We start from the raw sequence: 17403 nt of genomic DNA, 5'->3' as shown, positions 1-17403 counted from the left end.
ACAAAACCGAACTACGGCCCCGGCAAACGCCGGACCCTTGGTGCTTTCGTGCCACAGTGACCGAAGACGCCCTTTCGCCACCGCGCAGGCCGATCGTTGCGACGGCTTGTTCGAGACCCGTCCGATGGGCTAGGCAGGCCGCGACGGGAACGACGGCCGGAACGGATATGGACATGCTGGGATCGATGAGGCGCCGCGCCGGGATCGCCGCAGGGCTCGCGCTCCTGGTGGCGGTGTCGGGATGCGGCGACCGGACGGTGTTCGGCCAGACCCGCGAGGACCGGATCGCCGCCCAGCAGAACCCGGCCACGATCCAGCGCGCCGCGCGGGCCAATTCGCGGCAATCCTCGGTCTTCGACCTGTTCGATACCGAGGATCCGAACGTGACGCTCGAGGTGAACCGCTATCTCTGGGCGGCGTCGCTCGACGTGCTGTCGTTCCTGCCGGTGGAGGGCGCCGATCCCTTTTCGGGCGTCATCCAGTTCGGCTACGGCACGCCGCCCGGCGGGACGCGCGCCTACCAGGCGACCGTTCTCGTGCAGGACCCGGCGCTCGACGCGCGCAGCCTGACCGTCGCGCTCCGCACGCGGAGCGGCGCGGTCGACCGCGAGACGCAGCGCGCGATCGAGGACGCGATCCTGACCCGTGCCCGCCAGCTGCGCATCCGCGACAGCGAACTCTGACATCCAAGCCCGCGTGCCCCGGGGCGCGCGGCCCGACGGGGCATTCCGACATGAGCTACGACACCGCGTCGATCGAGGCGAGATGGCAGGACGCCTGGACGGAGGCCCGCGTCTTCGAGGCGACGCGCGACGACCGCCCGAAATACTACGTCCTCGAGATGTTCCCCTATCCGTCGGGACGCATCCATATCGGGCATGTCCGCAACTACACGATGGGCGACGTCGTGGCGCGCTACCGGATGGCGCGGGGCTTCAACGTGCTGCACCCGATGGGCTGGGACGCGTTCGGCATGCCGGCGGAGAACGCCGCGATGGCGAGTGGAGGACATCCGAAGGACTGGACCTACGCCAACATCGACACGATGCGTGGCCAGATGAAGCCGCTCGGCCTGTCGATCGACTGGAGCCGCGAATTCGCCACCTGCGACCCCGAATATTACGGCCAGCAGCAGGCGCTGTTCCTCGACATGCTGGAGGCGGGGCTGGTCTATCGCAAGTCGGCCACGGTGAACTGGGATCCGGTCGACATGACCGTGCTCGCCAACGAGCAGGTGATCGACGGGCGCGGCTGGCGCTCGGGCGCGGAGGTGGAGCGGCGCGAGCTCGTGCAATGGTTCTTCGCCATCTCCGGCATGGCCGAGGATCTGCTCGAGAGCCTGGACGGGCTCGGGAAGTGGCCCGACAAGGTGCGCCTGATGCAGGAGAACTGGATCGGGCGGTCGCGCGGCCTTTCGATGGAGTTCCCGCTCGACCCGCCGGTCTGGGGCTTCGACGAGGTCGAGGTCTACACGACGCGTCCCGACACGCTGCGCGGCGCGTCCTTCGTGGCGATCGCGCCGGAGCATCCGCTGGCCAAGGCGCTCGCCGCCGACGATCCCGCTCTGGCCGAGTTCTGTGCCGACGTCCGCAAGGGCGGCACCACCGAGGAGGCGCTGGAGACGGCGCCGAAGCGCGGCTACGAGACCGGCATCGAGGTCGACAACCCGCTCGGCGGGACGCTTCCCGTCTGGGTCGCGAACTTCGTTCTGATGGATTACGGCACCGGCGCGATCTTCGGCTGCCCCGCCCACGACCAGCGCGATCTCGACTTCGCCCGCAAGTACGACCTGCCGGTCACGGCGGCGTTCCGGCCGGTGGACGCCGAGGGCTTCGGGATCGGCGCCGAGGCCTACGTCCCGCCGAAATCCGAGATCGTCGACTACATCGACAACCCCGCCGACGTGGCGCGCGCGACCGGGGCCGAGGGGATCGAGGCGACGATCGACTGGGCCGAACGCGAGGGGTTCGGCACCAGCCGGGTGCAGTACCGCCTCCGCGACTGGGGGCTGAGCCGGCAGCGCTACTGGGGCTGCCCGATCCCCGTCGTGCATTGCGAGAGCTGCGGCGTGGTGCCCGAGCGGAAGGAGAACCTGCCCGTCCGCCTGCCCGACGACGTGAGCTTCGACGTGCCGGGCAACCCCCTCGACCGCCACCCGACATGGGGCGATGTGGCGTGCCCCGCCTGTGGCAAGCCCGCCCGGCGGGAGACGGATACGATGGACACCTTCGTCGACTCGTCCTGGTACTACGCCCGCTTCACCGCACCCCGTGCAGAGACGCCGACCGTCGCCGAGGACGCGGCGTACTGGATGAACGTGGATCAGTATATCGGCGGGGTGGAGCACGCGATCCTGCATCTGCTCTATTCGCGCTTCTTCGCCCGCGCGATGAACCGCACCGGCCACCTGCCCGACACCGCGCGGGAGCCTTTCGACGCGCTCTTCACGCAAGGGATGGTCACGCACGCGATCTATCGCACGAAGGGCGCGGACGGTCGCGACCGGTTCCACTACCCCGAGGAAGTGGAGCTACGCGACGGCGGGGCGTTCCTGAAGGCGGGCGGCCACCCCGTCGAGGTGATCCCCTCGGCCAAGATGTCGAAGTCCAAGAACAACGTCGTCGATCCGCAGGCGATCATCGCGCAGTACGGCGCCGACACCGCGCGCTGGTTCGTCCTGTCGGACAGCCCGCCCGAGCGCGACGTCGAATGGACCGCCGCCGGGGCCGAGGCCGCGCACAAGCACCTCGCCCGCGTCCACCGCATCGCGGAGGACATCGCCCGCGCGGACCGGGTGGCGAACGAGAACGACGCCACGCTGGCCCGTGTCGCCGCCGGCGCGATCCGGGACGTGACCGAGGGGATCGAGGGGTTCGGCTTCAACAAGGCGGTCGCCAAGCTCTACGAGTTCACGAACGCCATCAACCGTTCCGATGCGGGCGGGCAGGCGCGGCGCGACGCGATGCGGACGCTGGCGCAGCTCATGGCGCCGATGACCCCGCATCTGGCCGAGGAGGTCTGGTCGATGATGGGTGGGCAGGGCTTCGTGCTGGAGGCGCCCTGGCCCGAGGCGGATCCCGCCCTGCTGGAGGACGACACGGTGACGCTGCCGATCCAGATCAACGGCAAGCGCCGGTCCGAGATCGCCGTGGCGAAGGACATGGACAACGCCGTGATCGAGCGTCTGGTCCTCGAGAACGAGGCGGTGCGGCGTGCCCTCGCCGGGGCCGCGCCGAAGAAGCTGATCGTCGTGCCGGGGCGGATCGTGAATGTGGTCGTCTAGGCATCCCGCACGGCGCCTCGCGCTCGCGGGGTTCTTCCTCCTCGCCGCTTGCGGTTTCGCCCCGGTCTACGGACCGGGGGGCGAGGCGCGCGTCCTGCGCAACGCCGTGCGCGCGACCGAGCCCGACACCGACCTTTCCTTCGCCTTCGTCCGCGAGCTCGAGGAGCGGCTGGGCCGGCCCTCGGAGACGCGCTACGGTCTCGACTACGTGATCGCGACCGATGAGGAGGGACTGGCGATCGACGGGTCGAACAACATCACCCGCTTCTCCGTGTCCGGCACGATAAACTGGACCCTCACCTCGCTGGAGGCGCAGACGATCCTGCTTCAAGGGCAGGAAACGGCGTTCGTCTCCTACGCGGCCACCGGCTCCACCATCTCGGCCCTCGAATCGGAGCGCGACGCGCAGCGGCGGCTGGCGACGATCCTCGCGGACCGGGTGATCACCCGGCTTCTGGCGGACGCCGCGACGCTGGCGCGATGAACCTGCGCGGCGCGGCGGCGGCGAAGTTTTTCGCGGCGCCCGATCCCGGAACGGCGGGGGCGCTCATCTACGGCGCCGACGCGATGCAGATCGCGCTCAAGCGGCAGGAGCTCATCGCCAACCTTGCCGGTCCGGAAGCGGAGGCGGAGATGCGGATCACCCGGATGGGCGGGGCCGAGGCCAAGGCCGACCCCGCCGCCGTGATCGACGCGATGAAGGCCTCCGGTTTCTTTCCCGGTCCGCGCGTCGTGTTCGTCGACGGCGTGACCGAGGTCCAGGCCCCCCCCGTCATCGCCGCGCTGGCGGGATGGTCGACGGGCGACGCGGCCCTCGTCGTGACGGCAGGTGCGCTGCGGAAGTCCTCCAAGCTGCGCGCGGCGTTCGAGGGGCACGGCCGCGCCGCCGCCATCGGCCTCTACGACGACCCGCCCGGCCGGGAGGAGGTCGACGCCGTCATCGCCGCCGAGGGCTTGAAGCTCACTTCGGAAGCACGGCGCGCGGTGGGCATCCTCGCGACCGAGCTCGACCCCGGCGACTTCCGGCAGACGCTGCGCAAGCTCGCGCTCTATTCCGGGGGCGAGACGGCCGAGGCCCCGGACGTCGCGCTGATGGCGCCGGCCACGCAGGAGACGGGCATCGACGACGTGATCGCCGCCGCCGCCGAAGGGCACGTGCAGGCGATCGGTCCGCTGATGCAGCGGCTCGCGGGGCAGGGGGTTGCGCCCGTTACGCTCGCGATCTTCGCGACCCGGCATTTCCAGCAGCTCCATGCCGCCGCGACGGGCGGCGGTGTCGGCAACCTGCGGCCGCCCGTCTACGGCCCCCGCCGCGACGCGATGGAGCGGCAGGTCCGCGGCTGGGGGGCGGACCGCCTCGAACGCGCGCTCGACCTGCTGATGGAGACGGACCTCACGCTGCGCTCCGCCTCTCGCGCGCCGCAGATGGCGGTGACGGAACGCGCCTTCATCCGGCTCGCGATGATGGCGAAACGCTGACGGCTACCGGCCGACCCAATCCGCCGCTGCCCGGCCCGCCCAGACCCCGGTGGCGAGGCAGGCCGTCAGCAGCCAGCCGCCCGTCGGCGCTTCCCAATCGAGCATCTCCCCCGCCGCGAAGGTGCCGGGGCGGTCGCGGAGCATGAGCCGGTCGTCCACCGCGTCGAAGCGCAGGCCGCCCGCGGTCGAGATCGCCTCGTCCAGCGGACGCGGCCCGGCGAGCGGCACGGGCAGGTGCTTGACGAGGGGCGCGAGATCGCCGGGAAGCGGGCGGCCGAACTCCTGCAGGAGCGCGACCTGCACCGGCGCGAGACGCAGCGCCTTGCGAAGCCGGTTCGGCAGGCTGTCGCGGCCGCCGCGGGCCAGCCGGTCGCGGACCTGCGCGAGCGTCATGTCGGGCTTCAGGTCGAGCGCGAGCGGCGCGCCGTCGCGCAGGGCCGGGCTCAGCGGATAGAGCCCGCCACCCTCCAGCCCGTGGCGCGAGACCGTGATCTCGCCCCGATGCGTCGCGCCACCGACAAGGAGGCCCGCGTTCTTCACCGCCGCACCGAAATGGCGGCCCATATGCGGCGACCATTCGACGCGAAAGCCGACATTCGCCGGCGCGAAGGGCGCCGTCGCCCCGGGCAGGTGCGCGGCCCAGCGGCCGTCCGAGCCGAGCCGCCGCCAGGACGCGCCGCCCGTCGCGAGGATCGTGGCCTCGGGCCGGATCGCGGTCCCGTCCGCGAAGCGAAGCGCCCCATTCGACCAGCCGGTCCAGCGCATCCGCCGGTGCAGCCGCACGCCCAGCCCGTCGAGCCGCGCGAGCCAGGCCCGGAGCAGCGGCGACGCCTTCATCGCCTCGGGAAAGACCCGCCCCGTGGAGCCGGTGAAGACCGGCTGCCCCAGCCCCTCCATCCAGGCGATCACCTCCGCCGGGCCGAACGCCGCGATCATGGGGGCGAGCGCATCGGGGAGCTTCGACGCGAAACCCGAAGCGGTGTTGGTGACGTTCAGCCCGGACTTTCCCGCCATCAGGAGCTTTCGCGCCGGGGACGGCATGTGGTCGTAGACGTCGACGGCGCAGCCGCGCGCGGCGGCCGCTTCCGCCGCCATCAGGCCGGCGGGACCGGCGCCGACGATTGCTATGGCAGGTCCGCGATCCATCTTGGGGGGCATGTCAGAGGAACGCGAACCGGACCAGCCCGTCTGCGCGCTTTGCGAACGGCCGGTCCTGCCGGGCACGCCGCAGAGCCTGCATCACCTTGTCCCGAAGCTCCGCGGGGGCAAGGGCGGGCCGACCGTGCTCGTCCATCAGGTCTGTCACAACGAGATCCATGCGAGCGCATCGGAGGCGGAGCTGGCGCGGCTCGGGAACACGCCGGAAAAGCTCCGCGCGCATCCCCGGCTCGGGAAGTTCGTCGCCTGGGTCCGCAAGCGCCCGGCCGACTTCCATTCCAAGACCCCGGGAACGCGGCGCGGATGGAAGCGCCGCTGAGAGGTCAGTCCACGAACGGCGCGTCGACGCCCCAGACCTGCCGGATCCGCGCGTCCCGGCCGCAGCCTTCGCGGTAGCGCTTGTAGGCGACCTTCTTCGGGACGGCGACGCCGACGGAGGAGAAGGCCAGCCGGTCGTCGGACTTGTAGTAGTCCTGATGGTAGTCGCCCACCGGGAAGAACTCACCCGTCTCCAGGATCGGCGTGACGATCTCCTGCCCAAGCTCGGACTCGGCCGCGGCGATCGCAGCCTCCGCCGCCGCCCGCTGCTCCGGGCCGTCGACGAAGATCGCGGTCGTGTATTCGCGGCCGCGGTCGCAGAACTGCCCGCCATCGTCGAGCGGATCGACCGAGCGCAGGAACAGGTCGAGGATCTCGCGGTAACCGATGACGGACTCGTCGAAGGGGATCTGCACCGCTTCGATATGATCGCCCGACGCGCCGTATTCCGGATCGGGCGTCGTGCCGCCCGCGAAGCCGGACACCACGTCGCCCACCCCTTCGACGGATTCGAAATCCGCCTCCACGCACCAGAAGCAGCCGCCGGCGACGGTGGCGGTGCCGGCCTGCGGCGCGGTGGCGGGAAGAAGGGCGAGGGCGGCGGTGGCGAGAATGCGGACGGGGGTCATGGGATCTCCTGCGGACGGGGCAGTCTGTTCCGTCAACGCGGCGCGCGCCAATGACGTTTCATCGCGCCCGCGTGAGCGCCGCGCGCCCTAGCGGAACCGGCGGAAGACCAGCGGCGCGCAGGTGATGACGATCACGATGCGGGTGACGTGGTGCGTGATCACGTAGGCCACGTCCGCCCCCGCGACGATCGCCATGAGCGCCATCTCCGCCTGCCCGCCCGGCGAGAAGGCGAGGATGGCATCGAGCTGCGGCGCGAGGCCGAGCAGCACGACCGCCTCCGCGAAGAAGGCGGCGATGATCGTGAGCAAGACGCCGTGACCAAGCCCGGCGACGAGGAAGCGCCGCACTTCGCGCAGGGTGATGCCGGAATACTTCACGCCCACGACCATGCCGATGAAGAACTGCGCCGCCTGGATCGCCTCCGCCGGCGGACGCTGCTCGATGACGCCCATGAGCGAAAGCGCGGCGGTCAGGATCATCGGCCCGAGGATCGATGCGCCGAAAAGGCCGACCCGCTTGGCCAGGCGCCAACCGGCCAAGCCGGCCACGGCCATCACGACGAGCTCCGCCGGGGAGAAGTCCCGCAGGGGCTGACCGGGCATCTGCGTCAGGTCCACTCCGAAGGCCAGCGTCAGGATCGCCGGAACGATCGACACGATCAGGAGGACCCGCGTCGCGTGCAGCAGCGACAGCGCCCGCGCGTCGCCCCCGGCCTCCTCTCCGAAAAGGAGCATGTCCTGCAACCCGCCGGGCATCGCCGCGTAGAAGGCGGTCGGCGGATCGAAGCCGCAGACGCGACGCAGATAGGGATAGCCCGCCACGCCCGCCGCCAGCAGAAAGAGCGGAGCGAGCGTGAGCGACAGCGTCATGGAGGGAAGCTGCGCCACCAGCGCGGGCGTGAAGGATGCGCCGACCGCGATGCCGAGGATCGTGCGCATCGTGTCCGTGACCGGCGCCCAGGCCGCGAGCCGGACGCCGAGGAGGGCGGCCACGAGCGAGGCGAAGAGCGGGCCGAGAAGGAACGGCAGGGGCAGCGACAGGACGCGAAACACGACCACCCCGATGATGCAGACGGCGAAGGTGACGGCCATCCGGATCAGGGCGTTTCGGGTTGGAGGCGTGGACGCCATCGGGTCGGATCACTCCGTCGGTTTGTTCGGATGTGTCAGGGGGCGCCGGGCGTGTCCATGCGTGCCGCCCGTTTGCGACGGAGACCTGTTGACCGGAACTTTGGAGCTAGATCCATGTTAACCATTCTCGTAACTATAAACGGCGCTTACCGTTCGAGGTCGGCGTGCGGACGACTTTTTGACAGGGAGACTGAATTCTATGACTTACGGAAAATTCGCGACGGCCACGGCCGCTGCCCTTCTGGCGACTGCCGGGGCAGCTTCCGCGGCGCATCTGAGCTACTATGCAGCCGAACTGACCCCGCTGAACATGAGCGGTGTCAGCGGCAACGTCTATCTGACCTATAACGGACCGGAAGACGACGGCATGCGGTCGCTGTTCGTCCAGGTCCGGGCCAGCGGGCTCGAGCCCGGCGAGCATGCGGGCCATGTTCACGGCTTCGAGGGCAACGTCGAGACCGGCGCCGTGCAGGATAGCGTTCTGCCCGTTCCGCCCGTGTTCAATCCGAACGATATGCTGAACGGCAGCGACGGAGACGGCTTCACCGAGCTCAACGAGGGGGCGCCCTTCTACGGCGGCATCCTGCAAACCTTTACCGGTCTGACCGCCGATGCGGACGGCACCGTTTCCTACGACCAGACATTTGCGGTCGACGCGGGAAGCCAGCTCGACGGCGACATCTTCGACTACGTCAATCGCGAGACGGTACTGCATGGAATGACCGTTCCGTTCGGTCCCGAACTTGATTCCGACGGGAACGCGATCGCCGGGAGCATCGACCCGTCGAACGAGATGACGAACTTCAACGCGTTCCTGCCCATTGCGACCGGTGCCTTCGTCGAGACGACGGTGGATGCCCTGCCGGGCGGACCCGCCCCGGCGCCCGTGCCGCTTCCGGCCGGCATCTTCCTGATGGGGGCCGCGCTGGGTTCGCTCGGCGTGGCGCGCAAGCTGAAGAAGCGCGCCTGATCCATCCGATCCGAAGTTACGAGCGGGGCGCCTCCGGGCGCCCCGTCCGCGTTCATCCCGTCCGCTTGTTGCGGTTCGCCACGAGCTTCAGACGCAGGGCGTTGAGATGGATGAAACCCTTCGCGTCGCGCTGGTCGTAGGCGCCGGCATCCTCCTCGAAGGTGACATGCGCTTCCGAATAGAGCGAGTGGTCCGACCAGCGCGCGACGGTGCGGGCCGATCCCTTGTAGAGCTTGATGCGGACCGTGCCGGACACGTGCTCCTGCGATTTGTCGATCGCGGCCTGCAGCATCTCGCGCTCGGGCGAGAACCAGAACCCGTTGTAGATGAGCTCCGCGTAGCGCGGCATCAGCGAGTCTTTCAGATGGCCCGACCCGCTGTCGAGCGTGATCTGCTCGATCCCGCGATGGGCCTCCAGAAGGATCGTGCCCCCCGGCGTCTCGTAGATGCCGCGGGATTTCATGCCGACGAAACGGTTCTCCACGAGGTCGAGGATGCCGACGCCGTGACGGCCGCCCAGTTCGTTGAGCCGTGCGAGGATCGTGGCGGGCGACATCGCCTCACCGTCGATGGCGACCGCGTCGCCGCGCTCGAAGGTGATCTCGACATGCTCGGGCGCATCGGGCGCCTCCTCCGGGCGGGTGATCCGCTGCAGGACGTAGTCCGGCGCCTCCTCGGCGGGATCCTCGAGCACCTTGCCCTCGGACGAGGTGTGGAGCAGGTTCGCGTCCACGCTGAACGGCGCCTCGCCGCGTTTGTCCTTGGCGATGGGGATCTGGTTCTTCTCGGCGAAGTCGAGAAGCTTCGTGCGGCTCGACAGGTCCCACAGGCGCCAGGGCGCGATCACCTTGATGTCGGGGTTGAGCGCATAGGCGGCGAGTTCGAAGCGGACCTGATCGTTGCCCTTGCCGGTGGCGCCGTGGGCCACCGCGTCCGCCCCCTCCGCCGCGGCGATCTCGACGAGGCGCTTGGAGATCAGCGGCCGGGCGATCGAGGTGCCGAGGAGGTAGAGCCCCTCGTAGAGCGCGTTGGCACGGAACATCGGGAACACGAAGTCGCGGACGAACTCCTCGCGCAGATCCTCGATATGGATGGACGTCGCGCCCATCATCTCGGCCTTCGCGCGCGCGGGCTCCAGCTCCTCGCCCTGACCCAGATCGGCGGTGAAGGTCACGACCTCGCATGCGTATTCGGTCTGAAGCCATTTCAGGATGATCGAGGTGTCCAGCCCGCCGGAATAGGCGAGCACAACTTTCTTCGGCGCGTCCATCTGTCTCTCCGATATGTCGCGGACGGCCTAGGCCATCGCCCCCCGCCTCGCAAGGCGCCCGCCCCGCGTTGACCGGGTGGCGCGCGGGCGCGTAGGAGAGCCCGGAGTTGCGGAGGGGCGAGATGCTGAGCTGGAAGATCTTCATGCGCGCGATCCGCGTGATCCTGGACGATGTCGGAGCGGCGCTGCGGATCTCGGCGGTGCCCTACCTGATCCTGATGGCGGCCTCGTTCTGGTTCGTCTCCGCCTTCGGTGATCATAGCCTTGCCGAACTGGACCCGACCATGACGGTCGAAGGGGCCGACACGCCGGCGCTGCCCGAGGGGTTCGTCGCCGCGAGCGTCCTGCTGATGCTGGTGCAGGTCGCCGTCTCCGTCTGGATCGCGGTGGCCTGGCACCGCCGCGTCCTGCTGAGCGAGGATACCGGCGGCGCCGTGCCGCCGATCCACGGAAGGCGGATGCTGGGTTATCTCGGCCGCTCCATCATGATCGGGCTGATCGTCATGGCCGTCATCGTCGCGATCATGGTGGCGCTCGGGGCGATCCTGCCCATGGTCGCGTTCCCGCTCGCCCTCATCGTCGCGATCGTCCTCTTCTACCGTTTCGGCCTGATCCTGCCGGCCGGGGCAATCGGCAAGCCGATCACCGTCGGCGAGGCTTGGGCCGCGACCAAGGGGCAATCGGCCACCGTCGTATTGCTGGCCTTCCTGACCTTCGCGGCATCCCTGCTGCTGCAGGTGCCGGCGTTCCTCGATGCCTCGTTGAGTGACGCGCCGGCGGTGGAAGGCGCGGTGGCGGGGCCTGGAACGATCTCGGTCGTCTACAACCTCGTCGTGGGATGGATCCTCCTTCTGCTGGGCGTCAGCATCCTGTCCGTCCTCTACGGGCATTTCGTCGAAAGGCGTCCGCTTGACTGATTTCGCGCAGGCGGCGGAAGCCGCGACGGCGGCGATGCGGGGCGTTTTCGCGCCGACCCCGCTTGCGCGCAACGACTGGCTGTCGGACCGGTTCGGTGCCGATATCTGGCTCAAGCGCGAGGACCTGTCGCCTGTCCGCTCCTACAAGCTGCGCGGCGCGTTCAATGCGATGCGCAAGATGGATGGCTCCCGCGTCGCCTGCGCCAGCGCCGGCAACCACGCGCAGGGCGTCGCCTGGATGTGCCGGCATCTGGGCGTGGATGGCGTGATCTTCATGCCGGTGACGACGCCGGGCCAGAAGATCGCCAAGACGCGGATCTTCGGCGGCGCGCGTGTCGAGATCCGCCTGACCGGCGATTTCTTCGACGCGACCCTGGAGGCGGCGCAGGAGTACTGCGCAAAGACGGGGGCGCAGTTTTTGTCGCCGTTCGACGACGCCGACGTGATCGAGGGGCAGGCCTCGGTCGCGGTGGAGATGCTGATGCAGATGCCCGTGCCGCCCGATCTGGTCGTCCTGCCCGTGGGCGGCGGCGGCCTGTCGGCCGGCATGCTCGGCTATTTCCAGGCCAAGGGCGTCCTTCCCGAGATCCGCTACGTGGAGCCGGCGGGCGGCGCCTCGCTGTCGGCCGCGCTGGCGGCGGGCAAGCCGGTGACGCTCGAAACGCTCGACAGTTTCGTGGACGGCGCCGCGGTGGCGCGGATCGGCAACCGGACGTTCGCGACGCTGCGCCAGGTCCCGCCGCAGCACGTCCTGCGCGTGCCGGAGAACCGGATCTGCATCACCATCCAGGAGATGCTGAACACCGAGGGCATCGTCCTCGAGCCGGCGGGCGCGCTCTCGATCGACGCGCTGCGCGACCTCGGGCCGGAGATCGCTGGCCGACGCGTCGTCTGCGTGACCTCGGGCGGGAACTTCGACTTCGAACGACTGCCCGACGTCAAGGAACGGGCGCTGCGCTTCGCCGGGCTGAAGAAATACTACGTCCTGCGGATGGCGCAGCGGCCGGGCGCGCTGCGCGAGTTCCTCGACATCCTCGGACCCGACGACGACATCGCGCGGTTCGAATACCTCAAGAAGTCCGCGCGCAATTTCGGCAGTGTCCTGATCGGGATCGAGAGCGCGGATGCGGGCGGGTTCGCGGAGTTGGAAGGGCGGATGGACCGTCTCGGACTCGCCTGGCGGGATCTTACGGACGACCCGCTTCTGGGCGAGCTGGTGATCTGAGGGATCGTGCCGCGGGCATCCGCGGCGCGAGCGCGACCCGTGTTTCCTCCAGGATGTCCGTCAGGGCAGCCCCGTCCGCGACGGGGCCGATTTCCCGCATCCGCTCGGCGATCTCCGCAAGCCCGACAAGCCCGAGATTGAGCGCGCCGCTGCGCAGGAAGTGAAGCGCCCGGACGATCTCCTCGGGCCGGAGACCATGCTCGATCCGCCGGATCATCGCCCGTGCTTCCTCGAAATACGCGGCGAGGATCATCACGAGATCCTCCGCCCCGATCTCGCTTTCAAGTTCAAGGATGCGGGCCTGATCGATCATGAGCCGAACCTGTCGTCGACAGGTATCAACACTTTCCTAACGCCCACCGCGCTTTTGCGAAAAAAGCGCCGTTTCACCGCACTTTAACTTCCGCCCGGTCATGACGTCGGCACCACGGGAGCGCGATGCCGATGACCGAGAAGGACGATAGATTGCTGCCCAGGGCCGGCGAATGCCTGCGCGCGCTCGTCGTCGACGACAGCGCGTCGCAGCGACACCTTCTCGTTTCGTTGCTGGAGGCAATGGACATCGAGGTTCTGACCGCGTCGAACGCGGCCGAAGGGCTTTTCCTGTGCATGACGGAGGATCCGCCGATCCGGCTCATCCTGTCGGACTGGCAGATGCCGGAGATGGACGGACCGGAATTCTGCCGCACGCTCCGCGAACTGGCGCAGCAGACCTATACCTATTTCGTCCTGATGACCTCGGAAACGGATCGGGCGTTCAAGACGAGCGGACTCGAGGCCGGGGCGGACGATTTCGTGACCCGGCCGATCGACATCGCCGAGCTTCGCGCGCGGATCAATACCGCGCGCCGCCTGCTCGAGATGCAGGAAAAGCTCCTGCAGCGGAACCAGGAGGTGCGCGCCACGCTGGACGAGCTGCGCACCATGCACGAGGCGGTCAACCGGGACCTCGCCGAGGCGCGCAAGCTGCAACGGGCGTTCCTGCCGGCACCCACGTACCGGATGGGCGGGTCGGAGTTGTCCCTGCGGCTGGTGACCTCGGGTCAGATCGGCGGCGACCTTGTCGGCTACTTCCCGATCTCGGACACGCGGATCGCGCTCTATTCGATCGACGTCTCGGGACACGGCATCGCGTCGGCCCTGCTGACGGGACGGCTCGCGGGGCTCTTCACCTACGCCTCGCGCCGCGGCAACATCGCTTTCCGTAGCGACGGCACCGGCGCGCACAGCCCGGAGGTGGTGATGCGGCGCCTCAACGAGATCATGCTCCGCGAGCTGGTCTCGGACATCTACTTCACCGGCGTCCTCGCTTATGTCGATACGGAAACGGGCGAGGTCGAGTTCTGTCAGGCCGGCCATCCCCACCCGCTGATCCGCCGCGCGGACGGTCGCGTGGATCGGCTGGGGGAGGGCGGGCCGCCCGTGGGGCTTCTGCCGGAGGTGAGCTTCGACCGCGTCACGGCGCGGCTGGCGCCGGGCGACGCTCTGCTGGCCTATTCCGACGGTCTGACGGATTGCACCGATACCCGTGGCGACATGCTCGCGGAGGAGGGGCTGATGGCGCTTCTGGCCGGCATCGACGGCGCCCCCGAGGCGGCGGTGGACGGGATCGAGGCGGCGCTGCACGACCATGCCGGGATCAATCAGTTCGAGGACGACATCTCGATGCTGCTGTTCCGCTACGACCTTCCGACGAGGGTCGAGGCTGCGGCCTGACGGGGCCGGGCGAGCCACCGCGCGAGCGCCCGGCGCCCGCCCTCCTGCGCGATCCTTTCGCGCGCCGCCGCCAGCGGAAGCCACAGCGCACGATGCCCCGCCTCGCGGGCCGGACCGAGCCGGAGACCGGGCCGTCCGAGATAGACGTGACAGAGCTTCTCCGTGTGCCGTCCGTAATCGGGCATCCAGGTGAACTCCCGCCAGACGGTCAAGCGCCGCAGGATCGTCGCCGTATGCCCCGTCTCCTCCAGGATCTCCCGCAGCAGCGCCGGACGGGCGGACTCGCCCGGATCGATGCCGCCGCCCGGCAGCTGCACCTCCTCGCCCGCGGACGTCTCCTGCACGGTGAGCAGGATGCGGTCGTCGCGGATCAGAAGGGCGTAGGCGCCGGGCCGCGCCCGGTAGGCCGTGCCCCGGCGCGGGGGATTTCCGTAGCGGGGTATCACGGGGTTTATCCTGGCAATGTCAAAACCTATATGAGCGGCTTGATGCCAGTCCCGCGCTGGAGTTTGAAGCCGGGCGACGCGAAGGACACCTGTCATGACCGAGACCATTCCCCGCCTCTGGGACGACACCGTATTGCCCTTTCAGCTCGACGCGAGCGACATTCGCGGCCGGGTGGCACGTCTCGACAACGTTCTGGCCGAAATCCTGTCGCAGCACGACTACCCCCCGGCCATCGAGGCGCTGGTGGCCGAGATGGCGCTGCTGACCGCGTTGATCGGGCAGACGATCAAGCTCCGCTGGAAGTTGTCGCTACAGGTTCGCGGCGACGGGCCGGCGCGGCTTCTGGCGACGGATTACTACGGCCCGACCGAGGACGGAGAGCCCGCGCGCATCCGCGCCTGGGCCAGCTTCGACCGTGACCGGCGCGACGAACTCGGCCTGGACGCGCGGCCCTTCGACCTCGTGGGACAGGGTTATTTCGCCATCCTGATCGACCAGGGGAAGGGGATGACGCCATATCAGGGGATCACGCCGCTCGCCGGCGGAAGCCTCGCCGCCTGCGCGGAGACCTACTTCGCCCAATCCGAGCAGATTCCCACCCGCTTCGCGCTGGCCTACGGCCGCTCGCAGGAGCCGGGCCGGGCCGAGGGCTGGCGCGCGGGCGGCGTGATGTTGCAGCACATGCCGAAGGCCTCCCCCTTCGCCACCGGCGGCGGGTCGGGCGAGGGCGGGCTGCTCACCGCGTCCGACATCCTCGACGACGATGCGGAGGAGAACTGGAGCCGCGCCAACATCCTGCTCGACACGACCGGCGAGCTGGAGCTGATCGGCCCGACCGTGGCGCCGACCGACCTCCTCCTGCGACTCTTCCACGAGGAGGGGCCGCGCGTCTTCGATCCGCAGCCGGTGCGCTTCGGCTGCACCTGCTCGGCGGAAAAGGTGCGGCAGTCGCTGTCGATCTACTCGCAGAAGGACATCGCCCACATGACGACCGAGGACGGGCGGGTGACCGCGGATTGCCAGTTCTGCGGCGCGCATTACGAGTTCGACCCCGCGACGCTGGGCTTCGAGGCGACGAAGGATGCGGATTGACCGCATCAGAGACGCCCTGGCACGGCCGGGCAGGGACTCGTCCGACTTCGACCTGAACCCCGAGGTCGTGCTGCCCGGCCGCCGCATCCTGCGCGACGCGGCGGTTCTGGTGCCGCTGATGGACGGCCCCGCGGGGCTGCAGGTGCTCCTGACCAAGCGCAGCTCGAAGCTCCGCCACCATCCCGGACAGGTCGCCTTTCCCGGCGGCAAGCTCGAGGCGGGGGAGACGCCCGAGGCGGCGGCCCTGCGCGAGGCGGGGGAGGAGGTCGGCCTGCCCGGCGACGCGGCATGCGTTCTGGGCCGGCTGCCCTCGCACGAGACCGTGACCGGGTTCACCGTCACGCCCGTCGTGGCGACGGTCGCGCCCTTCCGCTGGCTGCCGGAGCCGGGCGAGGTGGACGAGGTCTTCACCGTGCCGCTCGCCCATCTCCTCGAGCCGGCGAACTACACGATCGAACGGCGGCAATGGCGCGGCACCTGGCGGCGTTACTATGCCGTGCCCTACGGGCCCTACTACATCTGGGGCGCCACGGCCCGGATGCTTCGGGGACTGGCGGAGCGGATGCGATGCGAATCGACGGCGACTGGCTGAGGGCCACATCCACGCAGGGGGTCTTCGCGATGCTGCGCGCGGGCGGCCACCGGGCGCTGGCCGTGGGCGGTTGCGTGCGCAACGCCGCGCTCGGCGCGCCGGTCGCCGATGTCGACATCGCCACGGATGCCCGCCCCGAGCGGGTCGTGGAGCTGGCCCGCGCGGCCGGGTTGAAGCCTGTCCCCACGGGCATCGACCACGGCACGGTCACGGTTGTCGCCGACGGCGTCCCGCACGAGGTCACGACCTTCCGCCGCGACGTCGAGACCGACGGGCGCCATGCCACCGTCGCCTTTTCCGACGACGTGGCCGAGGACGCATCCCGGCGGGACTTCACGATGAACGCGCTCTACGCCGAAGCGGACGGGACGGTGATCGACCCGCTGGGCGGCCTGCCCGATCTGCGGGCCCGGCGCCTGCGTTTCATCGGCGACCCCGCCGCACGCATCGCGGAGGATTACCTTCGCATCCTTCGCTTCTTCCGCTTCACGGCCTGGTACGGCGACCCGGATCACGGGATCGACGCCGAGGGGCTCGCGGCCTGCGCGGCGGCGGGTGACGGGCTCGACCGGCTCAGCGCGGAGCGGATCGGCCACGAGATGCGCCGCCTTCTGGCCGCGCCCGACCCTGCCCCGGCCGTCGCGGCGATGGGGCAGGCGGGACTCCTCTGGCGCGTCCTTCCGGGGGCGGGGCCGGCGGCGCTGCCGGTGCTGGTGCATCTGGAGGACGCCCCCTCGGACTGGATCGTCCGGCTCGCGGCGCTGGGCGGCGACGTCGCCCGCCTGCGCCTGTCGAAGGCGGAAGGCCGCGCCGTCGCCACCCTCTCGGAGGCCGCGCGCGGCGATGCGTCGGCCTTCGCGCTTGGCGACGAACTCGGGGCAGAGCGTGCGCGCGACGTCCTCGCCATTCGCGCGGCGCTCCGGGCGCGACCTCTCGACGCGGACGAGATCGCCGCCGCCCGGGCTGGCGCCGACGCGACCTTCCCCCTCGCCTCGGCCGATCTGATGCCCGACCTGTCCGGCCCGGCGCTCGGGCAGGGTCTCGCGCGGGCGCGAACGCTCTGGCGGGCTTGGGCGGGGCAGGTGTCGAAGGAGGAGCTGCGCGTCGCGGCCCTCGCCGTGGACTGACGCAAAACCGGCGCAGCGTCGCCGATCCGTGGCAATTCCGGACGGGGGC

Annotated in this window: 18 protein-coding genes; 12 read left to right on the top strand and 6 right to left on the bottom strand. The window is 69.7% G+C overall.

The features are described from left to right. Positions 1-173 precede the first annotated feature (173 nt). Genes Q1B08_RS03495 through Q1B08_RS03480 form a run of 4 tightly spaced genes read left to right on the top strand, consistent with a single transcriptional unit; the run spans position 174 to position 4762 of the window. Entirely contained in the window at positions 174-683 is a 510-nt protein-coding gene (locus tag Q1B08_RS03495) for a DUF3576 domain-containing protein (RefSeq protein ID WP_299814730.1), read from the top strand. 50 nt (positions 684-733) lie between these two features. Continuing rightward, entirely contained in the window at positions 734-3283 is a 2550-nt protein-coding gene (leuS, locus tag Q1B08_RS03490) for a leucine--tRNA ligase (protein WP_299814727.1), read from the top strand. Next, positions 3270-3767 (top strand): LPS assembly lipoprotein LptE, encoded by a 498-nt coding sequence (gene lptE / locus Q1B08_RS03485; RefSeq protein WP_299814724.1) that lies wholly within the window; start codon positions 3270-3272, stop codon positions 3765-3767. Before leuS ends, lptE begins: the two co-directional genes overlap by 14 nt. Beyond that, the gene (locus tag Q1B08_RS03480) at positions 3764-4762 is read left to right on the top strand and encodes a DNA polymerase III subunit delta (RefSeq protein WP_299814721.1); all 999 of its coding nucleotides are present in this window, start codon (positions 3764-3766) and stop codon (positions 4760-4762) included. The genes lptE and Q1B08_RS03480 overlap by 4 nt, the downstream gene beginning before the upstream one ends. A gap of 3 nt (positions 4763-4765) precedes the next feature. Here the strand turns inward: Q1B08_RS03480 and Q1B08_RS03475 are convergent, their stop codons facing one another. Then, a complete protein-coding gene (locus tag Q1B08_RS03475) occupies positions 4766-5908 on the bottom strand; it encodes a TIGR03862 family flavoprotein (RefSeq protein WP_299814718.1) in 1143 nt (380 codons plus the stop codon). Positions 5909-5918: 10 nt separating this feature from the next. Here Q1B08_RS03475 and Q1B08_RS03470 point away from each other — a divergent pair, with 10 nt between their 5' ends. Then, positions 5919-6239 carry an HNH endonuclease gene (locus Q1B08_RS03470; protein WP_299814715.1) on the top strand — a complete coding sequence of 107 codons (321 nt, stop codon included), beginning with the start codon at positions 5919-5921 and terminating at the stop codon, positions 6237-6239. Positions 6240-6243: 4 nt separating this feature from the next. Here the strand turns inward: Q1B08_RS03470 and msrA are convergent, their stop codons facing one another. Further along, positions 6244-6867: a peptide-methionine (S)-S-oxide reductase MsrA gene (gene msrA / locus Q1B08_RS03465; RefSeq protein ID WP_299814712.1), complete on the bottom strand. Its 624-nt coding sequence runs from the start codon at positions 6865-6867 to the stop codon at positions 6244-6246. 87 nt (positions 6868-6954) lie between these two features. Beyond that, on the bottom strand, positions 6955-7998 hold the full coding sequence (locus Q1B08_RS03460) for an AbrB family transcriptional regulator (protein WP_299814709.1): 1044 nt from the start codon (positions 7996-7998) through the stop codon (positions 6955-6957). Positions 7999-8197: 199 nt separating this feature from the next. Here Q1B08_RS03460 and Q1B08_RS03455 point away from each other — a divergent pair, with 199 nt between their 5' ends. Continuing rightward, entirely contained in the window at positions 8198-8968 is a 771-nt protein-coding gene (locus Q1B08_RS03455; protein ID WP_299814706.1) for a VPLPA-CTERM sorting domain-containing protein, read from the top strand. 52 nt (positions 8969-9020) lie between these two features. On the opposite strand, the gene Q1B08_RS03450 is transcribed toward Q1B08_RS03455, so the two are convergent. Beyond that, on the bottom strand, positions 9021-10253 hold the full coding sequence (locus Q1B08_RS03450) for an argininosuccinate synthase (protein WP_299814924.1): 1233 nt from the start codon (positions 10251-10253) through the stop codon (positions 9021-9023). A gap of 107 nt (positions 10254-10360) precedes the next feature. Here Q1B08_RS03450 and Q1B08_RS03445 point away from each other — a divergent pair, with 107 nt between their 5' ends. Both Q1B08_RS03445 and ilvA read left to right on the top strand, forming a co-directional pair. Further along, entirely contained in the window at positions 10361-11155 is a 795-nt protein-coding gene (locus Q1B08_RS03445) for a hypothetical protein (protein WP_299814703.1), read from the top strand. After that, complete coding sequence (gene ilvA / locus Q1B08_RS03440) at positions 11148-12380, top strand: threonine ammonia-lyase IlvA (RefSeq protein ID WP_299814700.1); 1233 nt, start codon at positions 11148-11150, stop codon at positions 12378-12380. Before Q1B08_RS03445 ends, ilvA begins: the two co-directional genes overlap by 8 nt. On the opposite strand, the gene Q1B08_RS03435 is transcribed toward ilvA, so the two are convergent. Beyond that, positions 12343-12693, bottom strand: a complete 351-nt coding sequence (locus Q1B08_RS03435; protein ID WP_299814697.1) for an Hpt domain-containing protein — start codon at positions 12691-12693, stop codon at positions 12343-12345. The two genes, ilvA and Q1B08_RS03435, sit on opposite strands and share 38 nt — an antisense overlap. A 131-nt stretch (positions 12694-12824) precedes the next feature. Here Q1B08_RS03435 and Q1B08_RS03430 point away from each other — a divergent pair, with 131 nt between their 5' ends. Next, a complete protein-coding gene (locus Q1B08_RS03430) occupies positions 12825-14096 on the top strand; it encodes a fused response regulator/phosphatase (protein ID WP_299814693.1) in 1272 nt (423 codons plus the stop codon). Here Q1B08_RS03430 and Q1B08_RS03425 read toward each other — a convergent pair. Beyond that, on the bottom strand, positions 14060-14542 hold the full coding sequence (locus tag Q1B08_RS03425) for an NUDIX domain-containing protein (RefSeq protein WP_299814690.1): 483 nt from the start codon (positions 14540-14542) through the stop codon (positions 14060-14062). The genes Q1B08_RS03430 and Q1B08_RS03425 overlap by 37 nt on opposite strands. 94 nt (positions 14543-14636) lie before the next feature. Between Q1B08_RS03425 and Q1B08_RS03420 the strand changes: the two genes are divergently transcribed. Genes Q1B08_RS03420 through Q1B08_RS03410 form a run of 3 tightly spaced genes read left to right on the top strand, consistent with a single transcriptional unit; the run spans position 14637 to position 17354 of the window. Beyond that, the gene (locus Q1B08_RS03420) at positions 14637-15635 is read left to right on the top strand and encodes an Hsp33 family molecular chaperone HslO (protein WP_299814687.1); all 999 of its coding nucleotides are present in this window, start codon (positions 14637-14639) and stop codon (positions 15633-15635) included. Beyond that, positions 15625-16227, top strand: a complete 603-nt coding sequence (locus Q1B08_RS03415; protein WP_299814684.1) for a CoA pyrophosphatase — start codon at positions 15625-15627, stop codon at positions 16225-16227. The genes Q1B08_RS03420 and Q1B08_RS03415 overlap by 11 nt, the downstream gene beginning before the upstream one ends. Next, a complete protein-coding gene (locus Q1B08_RS03410) occupies positions 16203-17354 on the top strand; it encodes a CCA tRNA nucleotidyltransferase (RefSeq protein ID WP_299814681.1) in 1152 nt (383 codons plus the stop codon). The genes Q1B08_RS03415 and Q1B08_RS03410 overlap by 25 nt, the downstream gene beginning before the upstream one ends. Positions 17355-17403 lie beyond the last annotated feature (49 nt).

It is taken from the genome of uncultured Jannaschia sp. (assembly GCF_947494025.1).
Taxonomy (GTDB): domain Bacteria; phylum Pseudomonadota; class Alphaproteobacteria; order Rhodobacterales; family Rhodobacteraceae; genus Jannaschia.
The sequence above is the reverse complement of the archived record's forward strand: the minus strand, read 5'-3'. Positions and strand labels throughout refer to the sequence as shown.